Annotated in this window: 22 protein-coding genes; 18 read left to right on the top strand and 4 right to left on the bottom strand. The window is 54.7% G+C overall.

The window, feature by feature from the left end; genetic code table 11:
• Window positions 1-113: 113 nt before the first annotated feature.
• Genes B3K78_RS03530 through B3K78_RS03575 form a run of 10 tightly spaced genes read left to right on the top strand, consistent with a single transcriptional unit; the run spans window position 114 to window position 10,380 of the window.
• Window positions 114-1,295 carry an acyl-CoA dehydrogenase family protein gene (locus B3K78_RS03530; RefSeq protein ID WP_286694313.1) on the top strand — a complete coding sequence of 394 codons (1,182 nt, stop codon included), beginning with the start codon at window positions 114-116 and terminating at the stop codon, window positions 1,293-1,295.
• 8 nt (window positions 1,296-1,303) lie between these two features.
• Window positions 1,304-2,449 carry a CaiB/BaiF CoA transferase family protein gene (locus tag B3K78_RS03535; protein ID WP_286694314.1) on the top strand — a complete coding sequence of 382 codons (1,146 nt, stop codon included), beginning with the start codon at window positions 1,304-1,306 and terminating at the stop codon, window positions 2,447-2,449.
• A complete protein-coding gene (locus B3K78_RS03540) occupies window positions 2,446-2,979 on the top strand; it encodes an FAS1-like dehydratase domain-containing protein (protein WP_286694315.1) in 534 nt (177 codons plus the stop codon). The genes B3K78_RS03535 and B3K78_RS03540 overlap by 4 nt, the downstream gene beginning before the upstream one ends.
• The gene (locus B3K78_RS03545) at window positions 2,976-3,464 is read left to right on the top strand and encodes a hotdog family protein (protein WP_286694316.1); all 489 of its coding nucleotides are present in this window, start codon (window positions 2,976-2,978) and stop codon (window positions 3,462-3,464) included. Before B3K78_RS03540 ends, B3K78_RS03545 begins: the two co-directional genes overlap by 4 nt.
• 36 nt (window positions 3,465-3,500) lie before the next feature.
• Window positions 3,501-4,664: an acyl-CoA dehydrogenase family protein gene (locus tag B3K78_RS03550; protein WP_286694317.1), complete on the top strand. Its 1,164-nt coding sequence runs from the start codon at window positions 3,501-3,503 to the stop codon at window positions 4,662-4,664.
• A 29-nt stretch (window positions 4,665-4,693) separates the two neighbouring features.
• On the top strand, window positions 4,694-5,497 hold the full coding sequence (locus B3K78_RS03555) for an enoyl-CoA hydratase/isomerase family protein (RefSeq protein ID WP_286694318.1): 804 nt from the start codon (window positions 4,694-4,696) through the stop codon (window positions 5,495-5,497).
• A 15-nt stretch (window positions 5,498-5,512) separates the two neighbouring features.
• A complete protein-coding gene (locus tag B3K78_RS03560) occupies window positions 5,513-6,412 on the top strand; it encodes an SDR family NAD(P)-dependent oxidoreductase (RefSeq protein WP_286694319.1) in 900 nt (299 codons plus the stop codon).
• A gap of 3 nt (window positions 6,413-6,415) precedes the next feature.
• A complete protein-coding gene (locus B3K78_RS03565; RefSeq protein WP_286694320.1) occupies window positions 6,416-7,858 on the top strand; it encodes a zinc ribbon domain-containing protein in 1,443 nt (480 codons plus the stop codon).
• A 2-nt stretch (window positions 7,859-7,860) separates the two neighbouring features.
• Window positions 7,861-9,012, top strand: coding sequence for a thiolase C-terminal domain-containing protein (locus B3K78_RS03570; protein WP_286694321.1), 1,152 nt, complete (start codon window positions 7,861-7,863; stop codon window positions 9,010-9,012).
• A gap of 39 nt (window positions 9,013-9,051) precedes the next feature.
• Window positions 9,052-10,380, top strand: coding sequence for a spinster family MFS transporter (locus tag B3K78_RS03575; protein WP_286694322.1), 1,329 nt, complete (start codon window positions 9,052-9,054; stop codon window positions 10,378-10,380).
• A 106-nt stretch (window positions 10,381-10,486) separates the two neighbouring features.
• Here B3K78_RS03575 and B3K78_RS03580 read toward each other — a convergent pair whose 3' ends face one another.
• Window positions 10,487-13,075: a TonB-dependent receptor gene (locus tag B3K78_RS03580; RefSeq protein ID WP_286694323.1), complete on the bottom strand. Its 2,589-nt coding sequence runs from the start codon at window positions 13,073-13,075 to the stop codon at window positions 10,487-10,489.
• A 250-nt stretch (window positions 13,076-13,325) separates the two neighbouring features.
• Here B3K78_RS03580 and B3K78_RS03585 point away from each other — a divergent pair, with 250 nt between their 5' ends.
• Together B3K78_RS03585 and B3K78_RS03590 are read left to right on the top strand one after the other, a co-directional pair.
• Entirely contained in the window at window positions 13,326-14,393 is a 1,068-nt protein-coding gene (locus B3K78_RS03585) for a hypothetical protein (RefSeq protein WP_286694324.1), read from the top strand.
• A gap of 106 nt (window positions 14,394-14,499) precedes the next feature.
• Window positions 14,500-15,609, top strand: a complete 1,110-nt coding sequence (locus B3K78_RS03590) for a zinc-dependent alcohol dehydrogenase (RefSeq protein ID WP_286694325.1) — start codon at window positions 14,500-14,502, stop codon at window positions 15,607-15,609.
• Between the two features lie 88 nt (window positions 15,610-15,697).
• On the opposite strand, the gene B3K78_RS03595 is transcribed toward B3K78_RS03590, so the two are convergent.
• From B3K78_RS03595 to B3K78_RS03605, 3 genes are all read right to left on the bottom strand, one after another.
• The gene (locus B3K78_RS03595; protein WP_286694326.1) at window positions 15,698-16,228 is read right to left on the bottom strand and encodes an SRPBCC family protein; all 531 of its coding nucleotides are present in this window, start codon (window positions 16,226-16,228) and stop codon (window positions 15,698-15,700) included.
• Window positions 16,229-16,449: 221 nt separating this feature from the next.
• Window positions 16,450-17,463: an acyl-CoA dehydrogenase family protein gene (locus tag B3K78_RS03600; protein WP_286694327.1), complete on the bottom strand. Its 1,014-nt coding sequence runs from the start codon at window positions 17,461-17,463 to the stop codon at window positions 16,450-16,452.
• 116 nt (window positions 17,464-17,579) lie between these two features.
• On the bottom strand, window positions 17,580-18,566 hold the full coding sequence (locus tag B3K78_RS03605; protein WP_286694328.1) for an AraC family transcriptional regulator: 987 nt from the start codon (window positions 18,564-18,566) through the stop codon (window positions 17,580-17,582).
• A 154-nt stretch (window positions 18,567-18,720) separates the two neighbouring features.
• On the opposite strand from B3K78_RS03605, the gene B3K78_RS03610 reads away from it, so the two are divergent.
• The 6 genes from B3K78_RS03610 (at window position 18,721) to B3K78_RS03635 (ending at window position 26,684) form a co-directional block, all read left to right on the top strand.
• On the top strand, window positions 18,721-19,878 hold the full coding sequence (locus B3K78_RS03610; protein WP_286694329.1) for an acyl-CoA dehydrogenase family protein: 1,158 nt from the start codon (window positions 18,721-18,723) through the stop codon (window positions 19,876-19,878).
• A 145-nt stretch (window positions 19,879-20,023) separates the two neighbouring features.
• Window positions 20,024-20,911: an amidohydrolase family protein gene (locus B3K78_RS03615; protein WP_286694330.1), complete on the top strand. Its 888-nt coding sequence runs from the start codon at window positions 20,024-20,026 to the stop codon at window positions 20,909-20,911.
• A gap of 2 nt (window positions 20,912-20,913) precedes the next feature.
• Window positions 20,914-22,416: an amidohydrolase family protein gene (locus B3K78_RS03620; protein WP_286694331.1), complete on the top strand. Its 1,503-nt coding sequence runs from the start codon at window positions 20,914-20,916 to the stop codon at window positions 22,414-22,416.
• Between the two features lie 60 nt (window positions 22,417-22,476).
• The gene (locus tag B3K78_RS03625) at window positions 22,477-24,111 is read left to right on the top strand and encodes an acyl-CoA synthetase (RefSeq protein WP_286694332.1); all 1,635 of its coding nucleotides are present in this window, start codon (window positions 22,477-22,479) and stop codon (window positions 24,109-24,111) included.
• Window positions 24,083-25,789 (top strand): class I adenylate-forming enzyme family protein, encoded by a 1,707-nt coding sequence (locus tag B3K78_RS03630; protein ID WP_286694333.1) that lies wholly within the window; start codon window positions 24,083-24,085, stop codon window positions 25,787-25,789. Before B3K78_RS03625 ends, B3K78_RS03630 begins: the two co-directional genes overlap by 29 nt.
• Window positions 25,790-26,000: 211 nt before the next feature.
• On the top strand, window positions 26,001-26,684 hold the full coding sequence (locus B3K78_RS03635) for an SDR family NAD(P)-dependent oxidoreductase (protein ID WP_286694334.1): 684 nt from the start codon (window positions 26,001-26,003) through the stop codon (window positions 26,682-26,684).
• Window positions 26,685-26,832: the final 148 nt, after the last annotated feature.

Below are 26,832 nucleotides of genomic sequence, written 5' to 3' on the forward strand. Positions count from 1 at the left end.
ATCACCGTGTCGAATACTGACACTTTCTTGTCGTGAAAGGCTGCTAGCGCGGCCTTTGCGGCGATCGCTCGAGTGCTAGCATGATTCCAACATTAATTATGTAGGAGTTAGCGATGGACTTTGCGTTTTCAGCCGAGGAGATCGCCTTCGTTAAAGAGGTGCAGCAATTTCTCGACGATAACTATTCACCGGAAGTGATGGATGTCACTCGAGAGAATATGGCTCAGATTTGCGACACGCCAGCGCGTCGGGCATTTATGAAAAAACTCGCCGCCAAGGGGTGGCTCGGGCTGACATGGCCTGAGGAATACGGCGGTGCCAATGCCGATGGTGTGTATGAGTATCTCCTGAATGAATTACTGTCGTCGGTAGGTGCCCCTCAGATCGGCAAAGGTGTGGGTATTATCGGCAAGACGCTGATGCGTCATGGCTCAGAGAAACTTAAGCGCGAGTTTTTGCCGCAAATAATTAATGCAGACATCGAGTTTGCCGTTGGCTATTCCGAGCCCAATGCGGGATCCGATGCAGCGGCCATGCGCCTTAAGGCCGAGCGCGATGGTGATGGCTGGGTGCTAAATGGGCAGAAAATGTTTACCACCTCTGCTCACTTTGCTGACTGGTACTGGGTTGGTGCACGCACCTCACCTGATGCGCCGAAACACAATGGCATAACGCTTTTCCTTATTCGCATGGATGACCCTGGGTTAACCATTCACCCCATGCCGACAATGGGTAAAGAACGCACCAATATGGTCTTTTTCGACAATGTGCGTGTTTCCGATGATTATCGTGTGGGTGAACTGAATAAAGGCTTTCAATACATCTCTGAGGCGTTGGATTTAGAGCGCTTCACAATGTTTACCTTCAGCCCCATTAAGAATCGTCTGCAACTGCTGATCGAATATGTCAAAACGGCAACCCGTAATGGCAAGTGCCTGAAAGACGACCCGATTATTCGTCAGCGTATTGCCAATACGGCGGTTGAGGGCGAAGTGGCGCGTCTATTGGGTCTCAATTTCGTTTCCGCTGCGATTGCCGGTGGCAAGCCCCCTACCAGTGAGGCGTCCTGCTACAAACTCTATGCGACCGAACTGTCGCAGCGCATAGCCGATACCACCATGGATTTGGCCGGTCCCGGCAGTCAATTGTGTCTCGGCAATAACACTGCACCCTTGCGAGGCCGGGCAGAGAGCACCTACACCTATACGGTGATCGATACCATCGGTGGCGGCTCATCCGAAGTTCAGAAGAACATTATTGCCCGCCGCAAACTTGGCTTGCCGAAAAACTTCTGAGGTCAGCCATGGACGCATACAAAGTCATCAATCTCGCAAGTGTTGGCCCTGGGGCGCGGGCGGCCCAGCTATTAGCCGACCTGGGTGCAGATGTAATCCAGGTCGGTGCGGTGAGTCGGTCGGGTAGCGTGCAGATCGAACCCGCACCTTATGCCTACGGCGCCGGTCGGGGTGTACGCAAGATTCGTCTGGATCTAAAAAGCGCTTCGGGGCTGGCGGCGTTTAAAAAATTGATCGCCGCTTCCGATGTAGTGATAGAGAGTTTTCGCCCCGGGGTCGTTAAAAAGCTCGGGATCGACTACGCATCGCTACGCCACCTCAACCCACGATTGATCTACTGCTCGGTAAGCGGCTATGGCCAGCAAGGGCCCTGCAGCCAATGGGCCGGGCACGACATCAATTATCTTGCAATGAGTGGCTTTCTCGACTGTTCGGCTAGGGATGGCAGAGGCGTGCCGGCCACGCCGGGCGCCACCGTGGCCGACAGCGCTGGCGGTGGTATGCAAGCCGTAATCGCCATCCAGAGTGCACTGCTGCGCAGGGGGGACTACGGGGAAGGTGAGTGCCTCGATGTGTCAGTGACGGACGGCGTACTGTCGATGATGTCTTTACACATCGACCAGTACCTCGCCACCGGTAAAGCCGTGACGGAGGGTAGTGAGTTGCTCACCGGGCGATATGCCTGGTACAGCTGTTATTTAACCGCCGATAAACGTTATTTAAGTATTGGTGCGATTGAGCCGAAGTTCTATCGCAACCTTTGCCGTTTGCTGGAGCTGGATCGCTACAGCGACAAGCAATATGACGACGCTGTGCAAGAGGAATTGCGAGACGCGTTGCAGAGCGTGCTACTGACCGACACCCGCGATAATTGGGTACGTAGGCTGGCAGCCGAGGATACCTGCGTCGCACCAGTGCTCACCGTAGCAGAGGCAACGGGTGAGCCGCATTTCATCGAGCGAGGCAATTTCCAGCCAGTGACATGTGATGATGCAGAACCCTTCAGTCAGTTGGCGCCAGTGATGGCTGGCAGTGCTAGAGGGCGCGCCGTTCATGCCACGCCCGGGCGCCTTCATACCGATGATGTTCTTCGCGAAGTCGGCATAGAACAAAGCCATGTTTCTGCATTGGTGGAGCAGGGGGTGGCGGAATGACGCGCAACATAGATGAGTCGGTAGCATTGCCAAGTGCGGTGCAGTCATTGATCGGAAAACCGCTGTATCGCGAAGTTAGTGATGTCTTGGTAGAGCAGGGCGCCATCGAGAATTTCTGCGCCGCTGTGGAAAATGGCAACCCCCTGTACTGGGACGAGGGCTACGCGCAGGAATTTGCCGGCGGTCGCACGGCGCCAGCGTCAATGCTGTCGGCGTGGTTCCGTCCGCATATTTGGAAGCCTGGCGCAGACGGCGAGCAGCATGCCTTGCAAGCACACTTCGACCTCAAAGAGCTATTGGCGCTCCCTGAGGCGGTAATTGCCAGCAATGAGCTTAGCTTTGGTCAGCCGGCGAAGGTGGGTGAGCGCTTACAGTCCTATCAGTGTATCCGTTCGATCAGTGAACCCAAGACAACAAAGCTTGGCCACGGTCGCTTCTGGGTGGTTGATGTGGTCGTGGAAAATGCCGACGGCGAATTTATCGGCAGCGACAGTTACACCGCCTTCGGCTATCGGAGGCCGGCACAATGAGCTCTCATAAGAATCTTTTTCCCGCTGCCATTGCGCCGGGCTTGTCACTTCCGCCATTTACGCAAACGGTTACGGCGACCACCGTGGTTCTCGGTGCCATGGCGAGCCGCGACTGGCGGCCGATGCATCACGATCGCGACTTTGCGGTCAATCGCAACGGCGTAAAGGACATCTTCTTAAACACCCCTACCCAGGCCGGTTGGTTCGAGCGGTATCTGTTCGATTGGGCCGGGCCCGCCGCGCGCTTGGGCAAGATGCGCTTCGCCATGAAAGCGTCGATTTTTCCCGATGCGACCATGCAGTTTAGCGGCAAGGTTGACGCCGTGACGCCGAGTCATTGCGGCCGTTGGGTGTGGGTGGATGTGCAGTTGGCAATACATTTGGAAGGCGGCGAATTGGCCAGTACGTGCGAGGCACGGCTGGCGGTGCCGCAGGGGCCCGAGGTGAATCTGTGGTCTGTTCCTGCGGCTGAATGGCAGCCATGAATTTCTGGCAGCAATACGAAAACGGATGGATAGGTTATGAAATTAGATCGTAGTGAAGATCAAACAGCGGTTGCCGATTTGGTGCGCGGTATTTGCGAAGACCACTGTACCACCGACATCGTGAGACAAATGGAAGACGATGCAAAAGGCTATCACCAGCCATTTTGGGATGCGCTGCGCGAAACCGGGCTGATGGGCACTTTTGTCGCGGAAGAGTTGGGTGGCACGCCGGTAAGTATGCTGGAGAACGCGGCAATGTATGAAGAGTTTGGCCGCGCACTCGCGCCGAGCCCGCACTTTGGTTCCTCGGTATTAGCGGCGTTGGTGCTGGCGGATCAGGAAGAAATGCCGAGCAGCCAAAGGCTGTTGACCGAAATTGCCTCAGGCGAGCTGATTATTGCTCCCGCCTGGCTAGAAACCGGCGGCGGGTTCGAGCCGGAAGGTGTGCAGCTGCGAGCCGAAAAAATGGACGATGGTGTCAGGCTGAATGGTTCGAAACGTCATGTCTTTTTCGCCAGTGCGGCGCAAAAATTGTTGGTGTTGGCGCGCAGCGGAGATGCGCCGGAGGCAATCGATTTATTTTTGGTAGATCGCTCGGCACCGGGAGTGAGCCTGAAACAAGAGCTCTCGATGGCGTCAGACACGCAGTATCTTGTGCAGTTCGACAACGTTGACGTGGCTGCAGAGCAGTGTGTGAGCGTAGCGGGTACTGGCTGGGATGTCTGGCACCGGGCGGTGATGCAAGGGTTGATTTTGGAGGCGGCGCGCGCCGTTGGTCTTGCTCAACGTGCCTTGGAAATCACCGTTCAGTATGCCCAGGATCGCGAGCAATTCGGCAAGCCTATCGGCGCCTTTCAGGCGATTGGTCACTACCTGGCGGACTGCTCAACGGAGATCGACGGGGCTCGCCTGCTGGTACAGGAAGCCGCGTGGGCCCACGCCAATGGTCAGCCCTATGAAACCCTGGCCGCCGCGGCGAAGTTGTTTGCCTGCAAGGTGGCGCGAGAAGTGACCGCGAAGGCAGAGCAGATCCATGGCGGTATTGGTTTCACCATGGAGTACGACATTCAGTTGTTCTTCCGTCGCGCGAAACAGCAGCAGCTGAACTGGCTGGATAGCCGCAGGCTGGAAGACATCGTCGCCGCGGCGGTACTGGATAGCGATGACCTGATTGCCGTGGCTGACCCCTTCGCGGCCTGATAACTAACTGCATCGATACGGGGAATCATATGAAAGGCGATACCGTTCACTATGAGAAATCCGGCAAGGTAGCGATTGTCACGCTTAATCGCCCCGAGCATAACAATGCCTTCAACTACACCATGATGCAGGAGCTGGATCAGGTGTGGGACGAAATTAAGCAGGACACGTCGGTGGTGTCAGTACTGCTTACCGGGGCGGGCAACAAGGCATTCTGTACGGGTATGGACCTGTCTGACGTGTCGCCGGAAAAAATCGAAAAGCTGTATTGCACCGGCATGGACGCCTCGCCGCTATTTCGAATAACAGCCATTCAGAAGCAGTGTTGGAAGCCAGTAGTCACCGCCGTGAATGGCATCGCATGCGGGGGCGGCTTCCACTTCATTGCTGACAGCGACTTAGTGGTGGCCTCCGAACGCGCCACATTTTTTGATCCCCACGTAAAGCTCGGTTTGATTGCTGGCCTGGAGCCTGTCGGCTTGGTGCGGCGGCTGCCGTTGGAAACGGTATTGCGCTTGTCGCTGTTAGGCGGCGCCGAGCGCATGAGCAGTCAACAGGCATTGGCCTGCGGGCTGGTCGGTGAGGTCGTCGCTGACGATGCGCTACAGGAGCGCGGCTTGGAGCTGGCCACAAAAATTTCGGCGCATTCACCAACCGCACTTGCCCGTACCAAACAAGCCATCTGGCAGAGCCTGAATGTGGGCTTGGAGCAAGCGCTTTCGGACACCTGGGCGCTGATGCTCAGCCACAATGATCACCCGGATTTAGAAGAGGGACGAATGGCGCATCTACAGCGCCGAACGCCGCAGTGGCATCCCTACAATGAACAGTAATAGGAGATAACGATTGTGAAACTGCTTGAAGGAAAGGCTGCTGTAGTGACCGGTGGCGCACGCGGAATTGGCAAGGGACATTGCGAACACCTGGTGGCCAATGGGGCGGCAGTGGTTGTGAATGATATTGACATAGAGGCGGCGCAGGCACTTGCCGACGCGCTGGTTGAGCAGGGCGGAAAGGCGATTGCCAGTGCCGCAGATATTGGCACGCGCAGTGGTTGTGAGAGTCTTGTTCAGGCCTGCTGCGATGCCTTCGGGAAGATCGATATCATGATTAACAATGCGGGTGTCGTGCGTGATAAAACGCTGATCAAGCTTGAAGACGACGACTTTGAGTTGGTTTGGCGTATACACGTTATGGGAACGTTCTGGTGCTCACAGGCGGCCGCTCGCAAGATGATTGAGCAGGGTGGCGGGGGCGCGATTCTGAATACCACGTCTGGCGCGCAGTTTGGCAACTTTGGCCAAACCAACTACTCAGCAGCCAAAGGCGCGATTGCCTCGATGACCTATACCTGGGCGTTAGAGTTGGCGCGCAAAGGTATTCGCGTGAACGCCATTGGCCCCTTGGCGACCACCCATATGTCGGCCACCTTTAAAGACGCCGACAAGATGCCCTACTTCGATCCCGCCGCGAATGGCCCGATGGTCTGTTGGTTGTGTAGTGACGAAGCCGACAATGTGACCGGTCAGGTTTTCGGTACCGGCGGCGAACGTATTTCTCATATGGTGCAGCCGCACTACGGTAAAACCGTTATTCGAGAGGGCGGCTGGGATATCGATAGTATTCGTCAATATTTCCAAATGCATATCCCCTCTGAGTTTGGCGCCTTTGGCGTGATGGGCAAACCCTACCCCTTTCACCAAGGTGTGAAATCGATAGCGGCTGAAGCAGCCAAGAGCAAGGGGTAGACCATGCAGGTTGGTATTGAAGCGGCCGGTGCATACCTGCCCTATACGCGTCTGCCGCTGGCGGTTATACACGGGCGGGGGGCAAAGGCGGGCGGGCCAGAGAAAGCCATCGCCTGGTATGACGAAGATGCGATTACCCTCGCGGTCGCCGCCGCACGTAATTGCCTGGCGGGCATAGACCGCCATCGTATCGACGGCTTGATTCTAGCCAGTACCAGCCTGCCGTATGCCGAGAAACAGGGCGCAAGCATTGTTGCGCGTGCGTTGGATCTACGCACTGACATCCGCACCGCGGATCTCACCGGATCGTTGCGCGCAGGCACAAGCGCTCTGCAACAGGCGTTTGATATGGTGGGCGCCGGCGGCTTGAAGGCAGTGTTAGTCGTAGCCGCGGATTGCCGTATGGCGGCGCCGCGCAGTACCGCCGAGAATGACGGCGGCGACGGCGCGGCTGCTGTGTTGGTCAGCGCCGAAAACCTGAAGGCTGAGGGGCTTGGCTTTGCTTCTGTCAGCAACGAAATGATGGATATTTGGCGTCGCCCTGGCGACCGCTTTATCCATAGTTGGGAAGACCGTTTTGTCAAACAGCACGGCTATACGGACGTCTCGGTAGCGGCGGTAACGGCGCTTTGTGACCAGCTCAATACCCGCCCCGATGCCTTTGACCGTTGTTGTTTGTACGCCCCCGATGCGCGCAGCCACGCCGGTATGGCGGCAAAGCTCTCTGTGGCTAAAGACAAACTTCAGCCGGCCTGGTTTGGAAAGCTGGGTAATACCGGTGCGAGTTTTTCTTTGATTCAACTGGTCGCCGCGATGGAGTCTGCTGATATAGGCGATCGCCTGATGGTGACAAGCTATGGTGACGGCGCCGACGCGATGGCGCTGCGCGTGTTGGCACATGCCGCGCCACACCAGCGCACCGATGAACTGCTGGCGAGGCGTAGAACCATTAAGCACTACGACAGCTACCTCTCGGCGCGGGGCATGACCACCAGTGAATATCCCGAGGCTGATGACCAGGGAATTTCGGCCACGGTGCAGTATCGCAATCGCGATGAAAACCTTTCTCTCGCCGGCCAGGTGTGCAGCGGCTGTGGAACCCACCAGTTCCCGAAAGGGCGAGTGTGCGGTCACTGCGGCAGCCTCGATAAGTGGCAGCCTGCACGTTATGCGGATGATCGGGCTCGGTTACTGACCTACACCCGCGATGCGTTTTATCCCGCGCCGGAGCCTCCCACCCTTGCCGGTATCGTCGAAGTAGAACGGGCCGATGGTTCGCCGGGGCCGCGTTTTCACATGCAGGTGACCGAGTGTGCCAGTGAAACCTTGCATTGCGGGATGTCGCTGCAATTTGTATTTCGCTGCATTCACAAGGTGGGCCAGCGGCCCAACTATTTCTGGAAGTGTATTCCTAACACGCAAGCTGTAAACACTGACGAGGGCTGAGCATGAGTTTGAAAAACAAGGCCGCAATTGTGGGTGTTGGGTGCTGCAAATTCGGTGAAAACTGGGATCGCAGCGAAGAAGATATGATTGTTGATGCGGCCTACGAGGCCTATGCCGATGCCGGTATTGACGATCCAAACAAGCAAATAGACGCCATTTATTGCGGTTCCCTTTACAGTAAAAACGGCCCGGTTGAAGTCTCTGAGTCGTTGAAGTTATACAAGCCACTCACCTCGGTACTTAATTACTGCGCCACCGGGACCGAGGCGGTGCGCGCGGCAGCGATGTCAATTGCGGCGGGCGTATATGAGACTGTGCTCGTAGTCGGCTATGACAAGCCAAAGGACCGCGGCGTCTCTGGTCCGTCAGTGAATATTCGGGATGTACGCAGCTTGCCGGCAACCCCCGCGGGTTGGTTTGCCGTGTGCGCCCAGCCTTATTTTGAGCGCTATGGTGCGAGCCGTGAACACCTGGCGCGGATCGCGGTAAAGAATCATCACAATGGTTCGCTGGCGCCGAAGTCCTTCTTGAAAAAGCGCATTACCGTAGAAGAGGCCCTCAACGGCAGGATGATCTCCTGGCCCTTTGGCTTGTATGACTGTGCGGCACAAACAGACGGCTGTGCGGTTCTCGTGCTGACGCGCGCTGACAGAGCGCGCAATTTTCGCGACGACCCTGTGTACATCAAGGGCATTGGCAGCGGCTGTGCACCGGACCCTAACAGCGACCCGGATTTTGATTTTTGCCGGTGGAAAGCCACGGAAAATGCCTCGAAGGAAGCGTATGCGATGGCAGGCATCGATGATCCGGCCAAGCAGATTGATATTGCTCAGGTACACGACTGCTTCACGTTAACCGAGCTGCTCAGCTATGAAGACCTCGGCTTCATCGAAAAGGGCAGTGCCAAGGAATATATAGAGAGTGACTACTTTGCGCTGGACGGTGAGCTACCGGTCAATACCGACGGCGGCTTGAAAGCTTTTGGTCACCCAACAGGGGCGAGTGGGGTGCGAATGATTGTGGAGAATGTACTGCAGTTGCAAGGCCGGGCGGGTGAGCGCAGTACCCGTAAGCGACCGACCACTGCCTTGTCACACAATATCGGCGGCTTCCCTACTGGCTGCGCAGTATCCGTCATCGGAATCGAATACTGAGTCAGGCTTAAACAGTGTAACCGTGCCAAAGGAACTGATATGACCGCTGTAAACAATACTCCCTACCCGCGTCCGCTCGTTGCAAATTATGTACTGGGCATTTTGGTGGTTGCCTATATTCTCTCCTTCGTGGATCGGAATATTCTCTCGTTAATGGTGGGGCCGATCCGCGAGGAGTTTGGTCTCAGCGACTTTCAGTTCAGTATCTTGCATGGTTGGTCGTTTACGTTGTTTTACGTTGTGCTCGGGCTGCCGATCGCGTGGCTGGCAGACCGCTACTCCCGTATCCGCATTATCGCTACCGGCATCACCTTATGGAGCCTGATGACTGGTCTGTGTGGATTGGCAAAAAGCTTTCCTGCGCTGTTCGCAGCGCGCGTGGGTGTCGGGGTGGGTGAGGCGGCATTGTCGCCAGCGGCATACTCGCTACTGGCAGATTACTTCCCGCCACGCCGGTTAAAATATGCCACAGCCATTTACGCGTCTGGTATCGCGATTGGTAGCGGCGGCTCGTTTATTTTAGGGGGTTGGCTGTTCGAGCAGTATGTGGCAATGGGCGGTTTGGACATTCCCGCACTGGGTTTGCACATCAAGCCCTGGCAACTCACCTTTATCACTGTTGGCCTGCCGGGTTTTCTGGTCGCCTTGCTACTGCTTCTGGTAAAAGAGCCGACACGGCAGAAGACTGCGCTTGACGGCGACGAAGCCGCGCCGGTTAAAGAAATTATCCAGTATCTAAAGAAGCATCGCCGTGCCTATATCGGTGTGATTCTTGGCATGTCCACAATGTCGGTTATCGGCTACGGCATGTTGGTGTGGTTACCTGAATTTATGCTGCGTACCTACGGTATGCAGAAAGCCGAGAGCGGCGCATGGCTGGGGCTGATATTTATCGGTGCCGGCACCCTGGGAACACTCTCCGGCGCCCCGATGGCCGACTGGCTGGAACGGCGTGGTTATCGTGATGCCAACCTGCGGTTTGTGGCGCTGGTTGCGGCGGTGCTTGCCGTGCCAGCCACACTTGCGCCGCTGATGCCGACGGCCGCGGGTGCGTTGTTGTTGTATGCAGTTGCGCAGTTTTTGCAGTTTGCCCACGCCGGGGTGGGGCTGGCGGCGCTTCAGCTAATCACCCCAAGTCTCATGCGGGCTCAGGTATCGGCGCTATTCGTCTTTTCTACGAATCTGTTTGGGCTGGCACTGGGTGGTACCTGTATCGCGTTTTTCACTGATTTTGTATTCGGTGCCGACAGTGCTCTGAATTATTCAATGGCGCTGACCGCGGCGATCTTCTATCCGCTCACCGCAATTATCGTTGCCTCGGGGTTGCGAGCTTACACTGAGGCGCAGCGAGCGATAGTGGGTGACTGAGCATTCACCGGTGCGGTGAGTGAGGGAATGCGTCAACTAGTGCTTGGCTTGCGAAATGTTGTTTTCTTCAGCAAGCCGTTTCACGGAGAGACGCTATCAGAACCCGCTAGTAAAACTCGCGGCGGAATTCCAGTCCCCAGGCTCGTGGCGCTCCCGGTGTAATGATCTTATTACCCAGGGTTTCTGCCGTCGCCGAGCCGCCTTCAGGGTAGACCTCGTCGGTAACATTGCGCAGATAGGCAGTCACCGTTGTGCCTCCTTGTGGTGATCGCCACATCAACCTTGCGTTTACGGTGACAAAGGCCGGCGTGCCCGCCAGTTCTTTGTCACGTTGATAGGCAAGCCAGGCCTTGTTGTCGATACCGTAGTAAATATCGCTCTTATAATTCATATCAAACCGTGGCGTTAAGGTGCCGAAGCCGGTTTCGAAGTCGTATTGTGCGCCCAGAAAAAATGTCGTTTCCGGCACAACAGGAAAGGACTCGTCGGTTCGGTCTATTTCGACTTTCTCGCCGGTTACCGCCAGCGCCAGCAAATCGCGGTCGCTGAATTGGGTGAAATCATAGGCGTTATAACTGAACGCGGCGTTGATCATCATGCCGGGCAGTGGCAGCCAGGTGGCTTCAAGCTCTACCCCCTCGATGGTGGCGGCACCGGCGTTATCCATGGTGACCGCCAGATTGTTCTCACTATCGGTATCAACCTGTATCAGCTGAATATTGTCGTAGCGCATCTGGTAGAGCGCGCCATTGACGCGAACGCTGCGCTCGAAGGCATCAATTTTGAAACCGAGCTCTATATTCTCGACGCGCTCCGGTTTGATAAATACCAGTCCGTCGGCGCCGCGAGGCTCGAAAAAGCCAGACTTAAAACCATTGCTCCAGGTGCCGTAGACCATGGCAGAGTTGATCCAGCTGTCATCGAGCCATGCCTCCGGCAGCACATAGGCCAGCGAGGTCATGGGCGATGTTTCGTAAAAGGTAATGCCGGCGCTCTGCCGCGTTGCCGCCGCATGATCAAGCGGGAAATCCGGAACGCCGTCGCTATCATTGTCTGGGAAAAGGTCCATGGCAATTTGTACTGGATCCAGCGCCCACGGTCCCAGAAAGGGATGAAGGCCGTCAGTAACACCCGGTACCGCTGGGCCAAATAATGGGTGTGCGGATATGACCGCGCTAATGGCTGCCATGTCGGCACCGGTATATACCAGGTCTGTCGCTCTCTCTTCTTCGGTATAACGAATTCCCAGCGTCCACTGCAAATTATTCGTGAAGTCGTAAGAACCCTGGAAATAGGCGCCTCTTGCTTCGTTATTGAGCTGAAACTGTGACAGCGCAACCGGGCCTGCCAGCGCACCAACTACCGGCAAGGTTCCAAGGAGAGGGGGAGCATCCGGGTACTGGCCCAGCCCCAGTTGTGCCAGTACCAAGGCGTCAAACCCGAGCAGGCTGGTGAAGGTCATTAGTGAATCGGTGATGCTTTCCTTTAGCCAGTACAGCCCGGTGGTGTAATTGAGGTGGCTGTCCAGGGCTGAGCCATTAAACTGCAATTCCGCACTGTAAGTTCGACGGTCGCTATCATCGACGGAAGACGTTTCAAGGAAATCGGCCGGACCGCCATCGGAGTCGCTCACCTGGTTGGGCTTTTCCACGGCGTCTTGTATACCCAGAATCAGCTTGAGGCCATAGTCGTCGGTTATCGCCCACGCCGTTGAATTACCGAGGGTGAGGCCTTGGTATTCGTAGTCAGCCTGAGGGTTTTTGCCGAGAGACAGCTCGCCCTTTTCTATTAAACTGGGCGGATTTTTTTCACAATTTTCACGAAACGCCGACAGGTCACCCGGGTTGGTATCTCCTGGCCAGGCAACTTGAAGTCCCTTTACGAGTAGCGCATTTTCATCAATCATCTCGCAACTTCGGCCGGGGCGTTTTTCATCAATCTTGCCGTAGTAGAGAAACGAGTCGTTGGTGATCGATTCGCTGGCGTCCCACTGCAGTTGGGCGATGAAGGACTGACGGTTATTGGAGGAAAAATGTTCGCCGGTGGCCTTGTCTTCCAGAAATCCCTCATCGTTGATGCCGGCCAGAACCCAGCTTGCGCGTAAACTATCGCTAAGGGGGAGGGAGAATCCCACTTTACCCTGCAATAATTCGAAGCTGCCGATTCCGCCCTCGATAAAGCCAGAACGTTCCTCCGCCGGTTCCTGCAGGGTGAGTAGCATTGCACCGCCGGTGGTATTCTTGCCAAACAGCGACCCCTGAGGACCGCGCAAAACCTGCACTGCTTTCAAATTTACCGTGTCAAATAGCTGCCCATCGACTCTGGGTATATAGAGGCCGTTGAGATAAACACCGACGCCGGGATCAACGCGGCTGAACCCGGTGCGTTCTCCAATGCCGCGAATGAATATCTGCGTCGTGGAGGCCTTGCCGATCTGCAGGCTTGGCACCGAGCGTGTGAGATCCGCGGTTGTCGTAAGGCCTTGCTCGCGCATGTCGTCGCCACTAATCGCCGATACGGCGACTGGGGTCTCCTGAAGGTTTTCCGAGCGGCGACGTGCGGTCACCACTACTTCCTCAAGTACGGCGCGTTTTCCGGTGGTGTTTGCGAAGCTTTCGGGCACGCCGGCTATGGTGACTCCGGCTAGCGTTGGTATGAGTACTCTCAGTGTTGCTTGTCTTTTTATTATTGTCATTGAGTTCTTTCCCCCTGTATGCGGCGGTGACCTAGTAGGTGATACTAGAAACGCGCTATTCACGCGGACAGTACATATGACGCCGATTGCGGTGGGCAATTAGTACCAAGGAAGGTTTCGTGGCGATAACGGATATAAGCTTGGCGGGCTGGGATGCAATATTCTGCGGCGGCGCGGTTTTAGCGGGTAAATGGGCTATCTAGCATGTTGGCATTCTAATAAACGAAGCCCATGCATCAGGAACCTCATCATGCAAACAATACTGCTACGCCAGCTACTGATCACCGTATGCCTACTCATGCCTTCGGCGCTGTTTGGCACTACCCTTGAAGACCTTCGGCCGCACCACCCCAGTTCCGACAAAACCTGGGCGGAACAGTGGTTTTACAATGTTGGCGTGCCCGGCGTGGGCCTGTTTAAAATTAGTTTGCAAACCTATATTGCGCCGGATTTTAAACAGGCCAATGCAAAAGCGTATATACATCTGGCGTTCACGCCCTTGCAGGGAAAAACGGTTAAATACGACATTTTTCGCGACGACCTGATTCTGCGGGGGTATGACGATGCCGAGCAGTTTCACTACGAGGTACCGGGCATCGTGGTTGCCAATAACGATATGCTCATGGTCACCCATGACGACTTTCATTTCACTATGCGCTGGAATGGTGAACACGCTCACTACTGGCACGGTTCAAACCCGGGCCAAACGCCGTTCAGTTTTGTGCCCGAGCTACCGGGGGTGGGCGGTAAGTGGTTCTTGTATACCGTTGGCACGCCGGTGCTATACCGTTTTTCCGACGGCGAGCAGTCGCTCAGCGGTACCGGTTATACGCAGCTCGATAAGGGGTGGTACGACAAGGAATCGAGCAACGGCATGATCTATAGCATGGGAGTCTCGGATCACCTCCACTACATGCTGACGGGGGCAAAAGTGGGTACATCCAGCATTGAAATGTGGGGCGGGCGCTATATTTCAAAGGACCACGACCTGATTTTTTACCCCACCTTTAACAATCTTACGGTAAAGCGAGAGTACGACTCCTGCGCCGGCTATCTGAAGGTGGAGATGCGTAAACTGCGTTACAAAATGGTGATGGAGGCGCGCTCTGCGTTAAGTGATTTTTACTCTCAGGCTTTCCCGTCGGTGATCATCTTTGGTGGCGAGCAAAAGTATATGAAGTCGATGAAGGCCGCGGCTACGTTTACGCTATACCAGGGTGATGAGCTTGCCGAAGTGATTCAAATGCCTCAGGTCCTGCTTGAGTTCAGCGGTCCGTTCTACTGTGATGAGATGCCGCCCTTGCAGCCCGATAACTGAAGAGTGGGGTGGTCGCTTAGGACAGATGATCTTGGTGGGAATCTCCATTCTAGTCGCTTTATCAAATCGGTAACCTTTTCGTAGAACTTACGAACGGGGCAGGCCGATGTCATCACTCTCAACGTTACCGAAAACATCCTTTGCGATGGTGCAAACCGGAGTAAGGCAGCTTGAGGGGCGGGATATCCCAATGCCGCAAATTGATGACGAAAGCGCGATTCTTCAGGTTGAAGCCTGCGGGATTTGCGGCAGCGACTATGAGCAGTACGAAGGCCACCTTCCGGTGCCTTATCCGTCAATACCCGGGCATGAGCCGCTTGGCAAGATTGTTGCGATTGGCGATAAGGCTGCGCACCGCTGGGGAGTGGACGTTGGCGACCGGGTAGCGGTTGAGACCCAGATCGCATGCCATCACTGTTCTACCTGTCACAGCGGCCGCTATCAGCATTGTGGCGATATTCGCGTCTATTCGTTTTTACCGCTTTCGTTACCGCCCGGCCTTTGGGGCGCCTACTCGCAGTATATGTATATTGATCCAAACGCCATTGTGCATAAAATGGATTCAGAGTTGCCGCCTGAAATTGCCGTGATGTTCAACCCCTTGGGAGCGGGCTTTCGCTGGGCGGTGGAACTGCCGCAAACTAAACTCGGCGATACCATTTTAATTATGGGGCCGGGCCAGCGCGGCTTGGCCAGTGTGATTGCTGCCCGTGAAGCGGGTGCGGGAACCATCATTGTCACTGGCTTGCAAGCTGACGCGGATAAGCTCGATCTGGCTCGACTCTATGGCGCTGACCACACCATTGATGTAGAGAATGAAAACGCGAAACAGCGGGTGAAGGAAATTACCGGCGGCAAGGGGGTGGATATTGTGGTGGACCTCACGCCCTATGCCACGCAACCGGTAGTGGATGCCATCAGCTTTGCGCGTCGTGGCGGCACCATTGTGCTCGCGGGTATGAAGGGGTTTAAAGAAGTCCCTGGTTTTATCAGTGACAAAGTGATCGGCAAAGAGTTGACGATACAGGGTGCCAGTGGTGTGACTTCCAGTGGCTATCGCTCGGCAATACGCACAATTGAATCCGGTCGTTACCCGCTGGAGGCCATGCACACCCATAATTTCAAATTAGAGGAGGCCGAGTTGGCCATCAAAACACTTGCTCGGCAGATCCCGGGACAAGAGTCCATTCATTCCTGCCTGTTGCCTGAGCACTGAAAGATTCCTTCCTAGCTGAGAGCCGCCACCCAGGTTTCGGCTGTTGCCTCTGACCCAGTCGCGCGGGGTCAGGGGCTTTTTTGTATGACTACTCTGATGGTTGGGGAAGGGTTAGCTTCTGCGCCGCATAACGCTCGGTGTATTTCCTGAACTTCTTGAACATACTGCGGTTGACCCTAGTCATAATGGGGCGGGCGATCATGTCGCGCCAACTGGGGCCGCCGCGCTTCTCCATTGCCATATACCACTCGACTTTGCAGCAACCATTACCCAGATCCGTTACGCGGTAGTCCTCCAGGAATTTTTCTGGGTTCTCTTTATTAGAGGCGACAAAAGTAAATGCCATGCGCTTACCGCGTTCCCAGGCAATGAATTCTTCATATACTTTCATATCGCCCATCATATAAACGGTTCGCGTGGTGCCCACGCCAAATGGTTTTGGCGATGTCCATTCCACCCGCTGTATCGGGAAGGCCCATTGTGTCCAGGCAATTTCATTTTCGAAGACATCAAATATTTGCTCGGGACTGGCTTTTACAATTTCTTCGCATCGATACACGGTGCTGGCTTCGTCAAGAAACGACAGCCCAACCGCAACGCATTCGTAGCAGTCATTCATAGGTGTTCTCTCTTCCTATCCAGGCGAGGCTTTGTTGTATTTAGGTGCACATGTCTATAGCCACACATGCCAGACCTCAGTGTTGCATTGGGCAATACAGAGATCGATAGACCTACTTCGATGTGGCGCCTTTTGATACCGCGTTTTCCGATTTGGAAACAGTATTTGTGGTAATGCCTCCAGCGATTGGGGGCGCCGGAGGGAAACGTCGCGCTAATGCCCTATAGTTCGGGTGCTGGCAATATGGTCAGGTTGGATACTAGCGCATCCGCATCAGCGAATAGTGTGCTGAGTATGTGGGCGCGCTTTAACAGCAGGTGTATGGGCATTTCGCGGGTGAAGCCCATCGCGCCATGTATTTGAATCGCCGCTTCTGCATTTTCGATTGCCGCTTTTTGTGCAGCCAGTTTGGCCGCAAGGGCATCGAAGGTCGCTTCTGAATGGTGGCTATCAAACTCCAGGGCCGCCTGGGTGGTTAATGCCAGCGCGGCTTCATGTCGCAGCGCCATATCGGCGCAGTAGTGCTTAATTGATTGAAACGCGCCGATAGGTTTGCCGAATTGTTCGCGCTCGTTGGCGTAGCTCACGGCGAGGGAAAGTGCTTGCTCCGCTATACCTGTTAGCATTGCGGAACAGAGAATTAACGCTTGCTCAAAGACGCGACCGTTACTGGTGGCCAGCGGTGTTTGATCCACAAGGTGTAAGCTGTTTAGTGACAGGCTTTCGTCAGTGCATTGCTGGCTTGTAAGCGAGGCACTATCGATTGGTAGCACGGCGCTTTGGCTGGGTGTCACAACGAGCAACATATCGCAGTGCTCGGCGTCCAATAAGTAGAACTCGCCGTTTACGCGCTGATCAGAAATGCCGGCACCGGGGCGCGCAATGGCCGGTGCAATTCGGCAAGTGCCATCGATCAGTGACCTGGCGGTATCAGCCAGCCTGGCATCGAGTAGCACGCGCGCGCCCAAACTGGATGCGATAAGCAATGGGCTGATCAGATTTTTGCCAGCCTCGATGAATAGCAACATTTCTTCAGCGGCGCCTAATCCTGCGCCGTCAATGACTTCATCCTGAGCAATGGAAAGCCAGCCAAGTTCTGCGAGGTTTTGCCAGCTTGCTGCGTCCCCCTGTGGCTTGGTGGCGTCAACCAGTCGTGAAAGCGGTAACTCCGAGTGCAAAAATGCTTTGAAAGCATCGACAATTTGGGTTTGGTCGGCGTTTGGCAAGTAATCCATAGCGCTCAAGCTCTCCTCTCTAAGTACCGTCATTGTGGTCAGATCAGATAGCGACCGCCAGTACGAATATGTATCCAAACACGACAGGTCTATTCCTTGGATTGGTCACACTAGCGCTAACGATATTCGGAGACTTTTTTACCCGTCCATGTTTTGAAGGCGCGACGAAAGTTACTCACATTGGTAAAGCCCACCAGATACGCGATCTCCTTGGGGGTCAAACTGGTGTGGCTCAGGTATTGAATGGCGAGTTCCTTGCGGGTGTCATTAACCAGTTCCTGGTAGCTGGTATTTTCTTCGCGCAATCGCCGAGCGAGGGTGCGTGGCCCGAGGGAAAGCCGGGCGGCCATGTCCTCCATCGACAGGAACTTCCCGGGCATATTCAGCAGAATGTAACGAATGCGCTCGGCGATCGCGTCGGTATCATCCTTTTGACGGATAAGCTGTTGGCAGAGCTGATCACACACTGAAAAAACATCTTCATCGGCCAGTGCTATTGGGTCCTGCAATCGTTGACGGTCAAAATGAATGACGTCACAAGGCTGGTTAAAACTAATCGGGCAATCAAAATATTTTCGATATTTATCGCTGTGCTCGGGCTCGGGAAAACTGAACTGTATGCGCAAGGGTTTGAATGGCTTATTGGTCAGTGACGAAGAGAGTGTCACTGCCCGCGACACAAACTCTTCCACTGCATTCATATACAAGCTACCCAAGGGGAAGGACTCCTTTACCTCGCAAGTCCAGCTATCACCGCTAACGTAGTCTTGTGGCACTACCAAGTGCTCATTTAGCCGATGGTAGCGGTGTATCACGGTGCGGGCTTGGGCCAGCGTGGCGCTGCTTAAGGCGGCGTAGCCCAGAACGCCCAGATCACTTACTTTGACTTCGTTGCCTAGCTCCAAGCCCAGATAGGGCCGGCGGGTAAGCTTGATCATATTGGATAGCACCATGCGGTATTGATCGGCGCTGGCTTTAAAATCACCGTGGGTAACGGTTTCCTCGTCCAGGTGAGTTCCTTCTAGTACGCGGTGTGCTGCATAGCCTCGCTCACGCATGCGGTTAAGGTAAAATGTTAGCTTATTCTTTTGTTCTTTTAGCATGCTGGGCTCGCACTCGTGTAAATAGGGTCCATTAATTTTATTGTCTGAAATAGATACAACTCCTATCAATTCTGATCCCGTCCTATTGTTCCTGTCAACGGAGTGCTGGAGTAAAGTAAGTTTTAAATAATGGATTACTTAAGGCGAATAGGGCATGAATCTCTCTTTCACATTGGAGCAGGAGCAACTGCGTACACAGGTGCGCGAATGGTTGCAGGAAAATGTGCCGTCGCAGCCGCGCCCGCCTTCTACCTCCGTTGAAGCGAAAGATTTTGACCTCGCATGGCAGCGCTGTTTGTACGACGGTGGTTGGGCGGGCGTGTCTTGGCCGGTGGAGTACGGCGGACGGGGGCTGGATGCAATCGAGCAGCTGATATTCCTGCAAGAATACGCCAAGGCAGGGGCGCCGGACGAGGGCTTCCGTTTCAACGGACTAAATTTAGGCGGGCCGACAATTATCGCTTTTGGCAGTGATGAGCAGAAGCGGGAATATCTACCGCCAATTCTGAGAGGAGAGACGGTGTGGTGTCAGGGCTTTTCTGAACCGGGCGCAGGCTCCGATCTGGCCTCCTTGCGAACCAGGGCGGTTGTGGATGGCGATGAGCTGGTCATCAATGGTCAAAAGATCTGGACCAGCTTCGCCCGCTTTGCCGATTACCAGCAGGTGCTGGTGCGCACAGACCCCGAATCCGAACGTCATCATGGCCTGTCATGGGTTGTGCTGAAAATGGACACACCAGGGATTACGGTTCGCCCCATCGTAGATATGGCGGCGGGGGATGACCTTCACGAGGTGTTCTACGAAGATGTGAGGGTGCCAATTCGCAATGTGGTGGGCGGGGTCAATAATGGCTGGCGAGTGGCTATGGGGCAATTGGGCTTTGAGCGTGGTTCGGCGTTTATGCCCTTACAAATTGAACTTGCCCGCGCTGTGAATGAGCTGGGTGAGGCGATTGCGCAGCGTTACCGCACGCTAGGTGGCGGCGAGGGGCATTTGAATGCGATTGTGCAGCTTCGAGCCGAAGTCAGGGCCTTGCAGGCGATGACGTTAATGGCCGTGTCACGAATTCGCCGGTCCGGTATTCCCGGTGCAGAGGGCTCGTTATTGAAACTGCACTACTCGGAGTTAATAAAAAAACTCGGCCGTATCGCGATGTCGGCGCTGGGTGCTGACCGTATTAATTTATCGGGTGATACCGGGCGCTGGCCTCACTGGCTGCTTTGGTCCTACGGTGTTTCCCTGGGCGGTGGCACCACGGAGATTCAAAAAAATATCATCGCTGAGCGAATGTTGAACTTACCGCGATCGTAAATTTGCCTTTCAGGCGGCGCGTTGTTTGGCTTCCTCCGGCATCGAGTAATTGACCAGATTTGTATAGCCACATAGGAGGATTTCGACAACGCATCCTCTGCAGCCTCGTGCGATAGTGATTTGTAAAATGCACTGTGAGGTTGCCGTGGCCTATAAACCATCCATCGATCCTTGGATCAACGTCAACATGGGTGACGTTGCCGATCTAGATTATATGCAAGCTGTGAAACGCGATTATTTTCGCGGAGATGACAGCTTTTTCAAAAATATTACCCCAGATGAGCTGATTGCTGAGATGGACGGTAATGGCGTAGAGAAAGCGCTGGTTACCTACAGTCTTGAAGATCCTAAAGCTTGGATTCTGGATTTTCCAAAACGCTACCCGGGACGCTTCTTCCTGGCAGTCGTTCCCGATTTAAAACGCGGCATGAAAACCTTATGGGAGCTGGAAGAGCTGGCCCGAGAGTATCCTGTGGCGCTGGCGCGTGTCGCACCTTTTCAGCTAAACGTGGCGCCCAACGAAGCATTGTATTTCCCGTTTTATAGCAAGTGCATCGAAATGGATTTGCCCGTCGGTATCAATACCGGTATCTGCGGGCCTCCTCTGCCAAGCGAGTGCCAGAACCCCATGCACCTGGATAAGGTGTGCCACCATTTTCCCGAGTTAAAACTCATTATGCAGCACGGCGCAGACCCGTGGTGGGATTTCGCTCTTCGTTTGATGATCAAGTACCGAAATCTTTACATGATGACGTCGGCCTACGCGCCGCGACATTTCCCCGCGTCATTACTGCACTTCATGAAAACGCGTGGCAAAAAGAAAGTCATGTTCGCCTCGGATCACCCGGTTCTCAGTATTGAGCGCTGTGTGCGTGAGGCTCACGAGCTGGATGTCGATGAAGGGCTGTTAGAAGACTTTCTCTATAACACTGCTGAGCGCGTTCTTTTTGGAAAACGCCACTCGCGCTACGGCGAGTTCGCCATCGATTCTTATACGCGTGACACCATGCGTGACATCAAGAAGGAAGCATAGCTATGGTCGATTTTTTTACTAAAAAGCAACGCCAGCGCTTTCGCCGGACGAATACGCTGGCTGATGCGACACCGATTCCAACACGTTCTATCTCCAACGGTGAATATGACCCAATGCCGCGCACCAACGCGCAGCGGCAGGTGGAAGGGCTTATCCATAAAATGGCGGATGAGCAGGGTAAAAAAATGGGCCTGAGCCGTCGCGACTTTCTGCGCAGTAGCAGTGGCATGGCGGCATCGTTCCTCGCAATGAATACTGTGTATGGCTCGCTATTTAATGTGAGCGCCGCGGAGGCTGCTGAGCTTGATCGCGCGGAAGAGCGCCGCAAGCGTTTGTCTAAGCAGTTTATCTTTGATGACCAGGTGCACTTTGTTCACGAAGATTTCGATACGCCATTTATGCTTGATTACGCCGACTACGCGGCGGAGCATTGGAACCCCCACATGTTCGATGATATCGGCTTAACGCTGGACCGATATCGTTTCGATAATTTCATCAAAGAAGTCTTCATCGATAGTGATACCAAGGTGTGTCTGGTTTCCAGTGCGCCCACGTCAGGTGAGTTGTCCGGGCTGCTGATTTCAAATAAGCAGATGGCATTAACTCGCGAGCTGGTAAACCGCTTGTCGGGCACTGAGCGAATGCTCTGTCACAGTGTGGTGATACCGGGTCAGCCAGGTTGGCTTGATGATGTCGATAAGTCTATTGAAGTCTTCAAGCCCAATGCCTGGAAGGGCTATACAGTGGGCAATCCATTTCATCCTAAGAACCTGCCATACCGGCTCGACGATGAAAAACTCATGTACCCCTTCTACGAAAAAATGTTGAAGTCCGGTATCAATACGATCTGTATCCACAAAGGCTTGCTGCCGAAAAACTACCTCAGCGAAATGTCGGACCTCTGGCCGTACGCGACTGTGGATGATGTGCCCAAAGCCGCGAAGGATTGGCCCGATATTAACTTCGTTATTTATCACGCCGCGCTGAGACCCTGGTTGGAAGTTCCCGACAAGGAGATGGCTGAATTTGAACGCACCGGCTATATCCCCTGGGTGAGTGACCTTGCGGCAATACCGGAAAAGTACGGCGTGAATAATGTTTACGGCGAGATTGGTTCCTCATTTGCGCAATCGGCGGTGGCTCATCCACGTTTCTGTGCGGCGTTCCTCGGTACCTTGATAAAGGGGATGGGGGTGGATCACGTACTGTGGGGCACGGACTCTGTTTGGTACGGCTCTCCGCAGTGGCAGATAGAAGCCTTGCGCCGGTTGGAAATTCCCCAAGACATGCAGATGCGCTTCGGGTTTGCGCCGCTGGGGCCGGAAGACGGGCCGGTTAAGAACGCCATCTTTGGTTTGAATGGCGCCAAGTTATACGGCGTTGATCCCGGCCGGAGTGCAGATGCGCTGGCAGCTGACACTATTGAGCTCATGAAGTCTGAATATCACGCGAGGGGGGTTGGAACCAGCAATAACGCCTACGGCTATACGGTAGACGAAAGCTAGGGCGTGTTTGAAAAAATTTTCCCTGTTTAGAAAGAATAATAATAGGAGGTGAAGCACATTATGGCGATGCACTTTAATCTGGCGGACATGATCGAGGCGGTTGCTGATCGTGTTCCGGATCGCGAGGCGCTTGTTTGCGGCAATCGGCGGGCAACATATGCCCAGCTGGACGAGCGAGCAACTCAGCTTGCCCATTTTCTGCAGTCTCGCGGAGTGCAGGCCGGTAATAATGTGGGCCTCTATATGTACAACTGCGTGGAATACCTTGAGGCAATGCTGGCTTGCTTTAAACTCCGCGCGGTTCCTATCAACGTGAACTATCGCTATGTGGATGATGAGCTGCGCTATATCTTTGATAACGCCGACCTTGTCGCCTGTGTGCTTAATCGACAGTTTGTTCCTCATCTGGCGGTGATCGCGGACTCGGTGTCTGACTTGAAGGCCTGCATTGCTGTTGAAGACGGCTCTGAGCCCGCCAGTGCGAGTTCCCCTGAGATTGTGGAGTTTGAGCAGGCCCTGCAAGGTCAGCCAGCGCAGCGGGATTTTGCAGAGCGCTCGGAAGACGACCTTTTTATTCTCTATACCGGGGGCACCACCGGATTGCCCAAGGGAGTGATCTGGAGCCATAAGGCGCTATTGTTTGCGGCAATGGGCGGGGGAGGACATTTTTCCCCGCTGGGGCCCTGCGAGAAAGCGAGCGATATTGTGTCGCGAATCGCCGAACAACCCGTCACCGGCATTGCACTGGCGCCACTTATGCATGGGGCTTCGTGGTGGTATGCCTGTATCCAGCTGCTGGCGGGTAACAAGCTGGTACTGAACCACCATCATTCCTTAAATGGTGAGCAGGTGTGGGATATTTGCGAGCGAGAAAAAATCAACGCCCTGCAGATTGTTGGCGACGCAATGGCGATTCCTCTCCTCGATGCCCTGGAGGCAAACCCAGGCCGCTGGGATCTCAGTACTATCTTTGGAATGAGTTCAGGCGGCGCGGTGTTTTCCCAGATTAAGCAAGACGGTTTTCGCGCTCACTTTCCCGGCATTCGTATTATCAACAGCTTTGGTTCGTCTGAGTCGGGGCAGATGGGCGCCGATAGTGGTAGCCGGAAGCCTGAGGGCGGCCTGGGCAACGTCACGCGCTCCGCGTTTATGGATGTGATTCTTGAGGAAGACGGCACCCATAGAAAAGCGCGAGCCGGAGAGCGGGGCATCTTTGCCCGCTCCGGGCATATTCCCGAGGGCTATTACGGTGACCCCGAGAAAACCGCGAGAACATTTATTGTGGTTGAGGGCAAACGCTGGTTGCTCACCGGAGACGAAGCGCGGTTGGAGGGCGACGATACCATCACGGTTTTCGGCCGGGGGTCGAATTGCATCAACAGCGGTGGTGAGAAAGTCTTCCCTGAGGAAGTTGAGGATGCGCTAAAAGCGCACGCAAGTATCTTTGATGCACTGGTGGTAGGCACGCCAGACCCGCGTTGGGGGAACCGTGTGCTAGCGGTTGTACAGCTGCGCGAAGGCAAAGAATTAAGTCTTGATGCGATTCAGACTCACTGCCGCAAACACATTGCGGGTTATAAGATTCCCCGGGCTTTGGTGCTGGTTGATAAAATACCGCGCTCGCCGAGTGGTAAGCCGGATTACAAGACGGCGTCAAGGATCGCACATGAACAGAGTGAGTCGTGTAGTGCCTGAGCAAGATGCGACAATGTCTGCGTTATTCGCCGATGCACCCCTAACCCAGCCAGGGGAAGCCTACGAAATTACGCTGGAAACGGTCGGCGGGCACTGCTACCCCATGTTCAAGAGGCGTCATAAAAATCTGACGCAGCTGCTCTACGCAGGGCGGCAGTTTGCAGGGCGCGAAGCGCTGGTCGTCGGTGATTTGAGGTTAACCTACGAGGAGCTGATTGCCCGAGTAGAAACCGGGGCTCAGTGGTTGCGCAATAAGTGCGGCGTTCGTCAGGGTGACCGCGTGGCTATCTATGCCGAGAATAGTGCGGAGTGGGTGATTGCCTTCTGGTCGATTACCAGCTTGGGCGGAGTGGCTGTCGCCATGAACGGCTGGTGGACAGAGGCGGAGTTCGCGGATGCGTGGGCGCTAACATCGCCACGTTTATTGCTGGTTGATGATAAAAGACTGGCGCGCCTGAGTGATGCAAGCCGCCCTGCAGCCATGCATTCCATTCGAGAGATAATGCATGCTGACGAGGCCCCCGTTGAACTGGCCACGGGCCTCATCGCCGAAGATGACCCCGCATTAATTCTGTTCACCAGTGGAACAACCGGACGCGCCAAGGCGGTACAAATCTCACATCTCGGTGAGTTGGGTTTTGTGCAGACCAATCAGTACGCCGCGGCCTGTGGCTTGGCCACAATGGGGCTCACGCTCAAGGACAAACCGCCTTCAACGGTGTTGGGTATCGCGCCTTTTTTCCATATGTCAGGTGTGGGAGGGCTGATTTTGTTCACCTACGCAATGGGCGACAAATTGGTGCTGCAGCCGGGTCGATTTGACCCCGAGGCTGTGCTCAAGCTGATCGAATCTGAGCGGGTGACCACATGGACGTTGCTCGGCGGAATGGGGCCAATGGTTATCGAGACGGCTTCTCGGGTTGAGTACGACCTGTCGTCCGTTAACGTGATCACCTTCGGTGGCAGCCGAGTCAGCCCAAAAACCGTTAGCGCCCTGCGCCAAATATTCCCTAACGCTGCATGCAATACGTCGATCGGTTATGGCGCGACAGAGACAGTGTCAGTGCCGGTTGGCTTTGGCGGCGCTGAATTTGAGGAAAACCCGGCGGCGACGGGGTCGGTAAATATTCTGCATTCACTGCAAATACGAAACGCTGCTGGCGAATGCTGCGGCGATGGTGAGGAAGGCGAGATATGGGTTAGAAGCGCATTCACCATGCAGAAATATGTAAATGACGAGGACGCGACAAACGCCGTTTTTGATGACGATCGATGGTACAAAACCGGTGATATCGGCCGTATTGAAAACGGTTTACTGTATGTAAATGCCCGGGCCAGAGATTTGATTATCCGCTCCGCAGAAAATATTTATCCTGCTGAAATTGAAAACATGTTGGACAGCTATGTGGGGGTTATTGAATCTGCAGTGGTGGGGCTTCCCCACGCGATACACGGACAAGTTCCTGCGGGTGTCATCGTGGTCGATTCGCCGAGTGATTTTGCGTTAGATGCGATGCGCGAATGGCTCGCCCAACGCCTCGCACCCTTTAAGATTCCCGAATGCTGGCGGGTTGTGTCACGCCCTTTGAGCAGAAATCACGCTGGGAAAATTATTAAGGAGTCGGTGCTTCAGCTCTTCTCCGACGAGCAAGGCGAGTGTGGGCACCAGTTAAAGTAAGTGTAATGAGGTCAGGGTAAATATAGCCCCTCCCTGCGTTGTAGTGGTGTTGCTGTGATCGAGCCTGATCTAATGCCGTAGATTGAAGGGCGGATGGCGATCAGGTCGCCGCCTTTATACGTTGTGCTCAGGACAAGGCCACGGGTGTTGCCTTGAGCTCGAACTCATTGAACGTTGAATATACAAAGAGTGCTAAGGGGAATGCATAGAAATGCTTGAATACTCGGGAAAGATCGTCGCCGTTACCGGTGGCTGTGGTGCATTGGGCAGCGCGGTGATTGAGGCAGTGTTGGAAAAAGGTGGAGAGGCGGTCCGCATCGATGTGCTTCCATTAGAGAAGCGTCAGGCCATCGAGGGAGTGCGTGATTACTGTATAGACCTCACCGATGCCGACCAGTCGCGCTCACAATTTGAGGCCATCGGTCGAGTGGATGCACTGTTTAATATTGCGGGTGGGTTCTCATTTGGGCCCACCGTGTGGGAAACCGACGATGAGGCGTTCGAGCACATGTTAAGCATGAATTTGCGGACGATGCTTAACGCTGTGAGAGGGGTGATGCCGGAGATGATTCGCAATGGCCGCGGTGCGATCGTCAATGTCGGCGCGCTTGGCGCGCGCAGCGGCGCTGCATCAATGGGGGCTTACATTGTCTCTAAGTCCGGTGTGATGCGCCTGACCGAAAGCTTAGCGGAAGAAGTGAAAGAGAAAGGTATCAATGTGAATGCGGTGCTGCCTGGCGTTATCGATACCCCAGCGAATCGCGCGGGTATGCCTGATGTAGACCCTTCACGCTGGGTAGCGCCGGCTGATCTGGCCGCCGTGATCTGCTTCCTCGGCAGTGAGCAGGCCAGGGCTATGCACGGTGCGTTGATACCGGTGTCGGGCCTGGGTTAAGCCCACCATGCCCAGCGCGAGCATGATCGCGCTGGCAGTTTTAAGCAATAAAAAAGGCGAACCTGCTAGCGCATGATTCGCCTTTCTTTTTTTGGTAGCGGGGGCTGGATTCGAACCAACGACCTTCGGGTTATGAGCCCGACGAGCT

It is taken from the genome of Spongiibacter sp. UBA1325, assembly GCF_002306875.1.
In the GTDB taxonomy this organism is placed as follows: domain Bacteria; phylum Pseudomonadota; class Gammaproteobacteria; order Pseudomonadales; family Spongiibacteraceae; genus Spongiibacter; species Spongiibacter marinus.

Bases quoted from the DNA above. Each gene is read 5' to 3' on its own strand.
- B3K78_RS03530 (WP_286694313.1), top strand. From the start codon at position 114: ATGGACTTTGCGTTTTCAGCCGAGGAGATCGCCTTCGTTAAAGAGGTG.
- B3K78_RS03535 (WP_286694314.1), top strand. From the start codon at position 1,304: ATGGACGCATACAAAGTCATCAATCTCGCAAGTGTTGGCCCTGGGGCG.
- B3K78_RS03540 (WP_286694315.1), top strand. From the start codon at position 2,446: ATGACGCGCAACATAGATGAGTCGGTAGCATTGCCAAGTGCGGTGCAG.
- B3K78_RS03545 (WP_286694316.1), top strand. From the start codon at position 2,976: ATGAGCTCTCATAAGAATCTTTTTCCCGCTGCCATTGCGCCGGGCTTG.
- B3K78_RS03550 (WP_286694317.1), top strand. From the start codon at position 3,501: ATGAAATTAGATCGTAGTGAAGATCAAACAGCGGTTGCCGATTTGGTG.
- B3K78_RS03555 (WP_286694318.1), top strand. From the start codon at position 4,694: ATGAAAGGCGATACCGTTCACTATGAGAAATCCGGCAAGGTAGCGATT.
- B3K78_RS03565 (WP_286694320.1), top strand. From the start codon at position 6,416: ATGCAGGTTGGTATTGAAGCGGCCGGTGCATACCTGCCCTATACGCGT.
- B3K78_RS03570 (WP_286694321.1), top strand. From the start codon at position 7,861: ATGAGTTTGAAAAACAAGGCCGCAATTGTGGGTGTTGGGTGCTGCAAA.
- B3K78_RS03575 (WP_286694322.1), top strand. From the start codon at position 9,052: ATGACCGCTGTAAACAATACTCCCTACCCGCGTCCGCTCGTTGCAAAT.
- B3K78_RS03580 (WP_286694323.1), bottom strand. From the start codon at position 13,075: ATGACAATAATAAAAAGACAAGCAACACTGAGAGTACTCATACCAACG.
- B3K78_RS03585 (WP_286694324.1), top strand. From the start codon at position 13,326: ATGCAAACAATACTGCTACGCCAGCTACTGATCACCGTATGCCTACTC.
- B3K78_RS03590 (WP_286694325.1), top strand. From the start codon at position 14,500: ATGTCATCACTCTCAACGTTACCGAAAACATCCTTTGCGATGGTGCAA.
- B3K78_RS03595 (WP_286694326.1), bottom strand. From the start codon at position 16,228: ATGAATGACTGCTACGAATGCGTTGCGGTTGGGCTGTCGTTTCTTGAC.
- B3K78_RS03600 (WP_286694327.1), bottom strand. From the start codon at position 17,463: ATGGATTACTTGCCAAACGCCGACCAAACCCAAATTGTCGATGCTTTC.
- B3K78_RS03605 (WP_286694328.1), bottom strand. From the start codon at position 18,566: ATGCTAAAAGAACAAAAGAATAAGCTAACATTTTACCTTAACCGCATG.
- B3K78_RS03610 (WP_286694329.1), top strand. From the start codon at position 18,721: ATGAATCTCTCTTTCACATTGGAGCAGGAGCAACTGCGTACACAGGTG.
- B3K78_RS03620 (WP_286694331.1), top strand. From the start codon at position 20,914: ATGGTCGATTTTTTTACTAAAAAGCAACGCCAGCGCTTTCGCCGGACG.
- B3K78_RS03625 (WP_286694332.1), top strand. From the start codon at position 22,477: ATGGCGATGCACTTTAATCTGGCGGACATGATCGAGGCGGTTGCTGAT.
- B3K78_RS03630 (WP_286694333.1), top strand. From the start codon at position 24,083: ATGAACAGAGTGAGTCGTGTAGTGCCTGAGCAAGATGCGACAATGTCT.
- B3K78_RS03635 (WP_286694334.1), top strand. From the start codon at position 26,001: ATGCTTGAATACTCGGGAAAGATCGTCGCCGTTACCGGTGGCTGTGGT.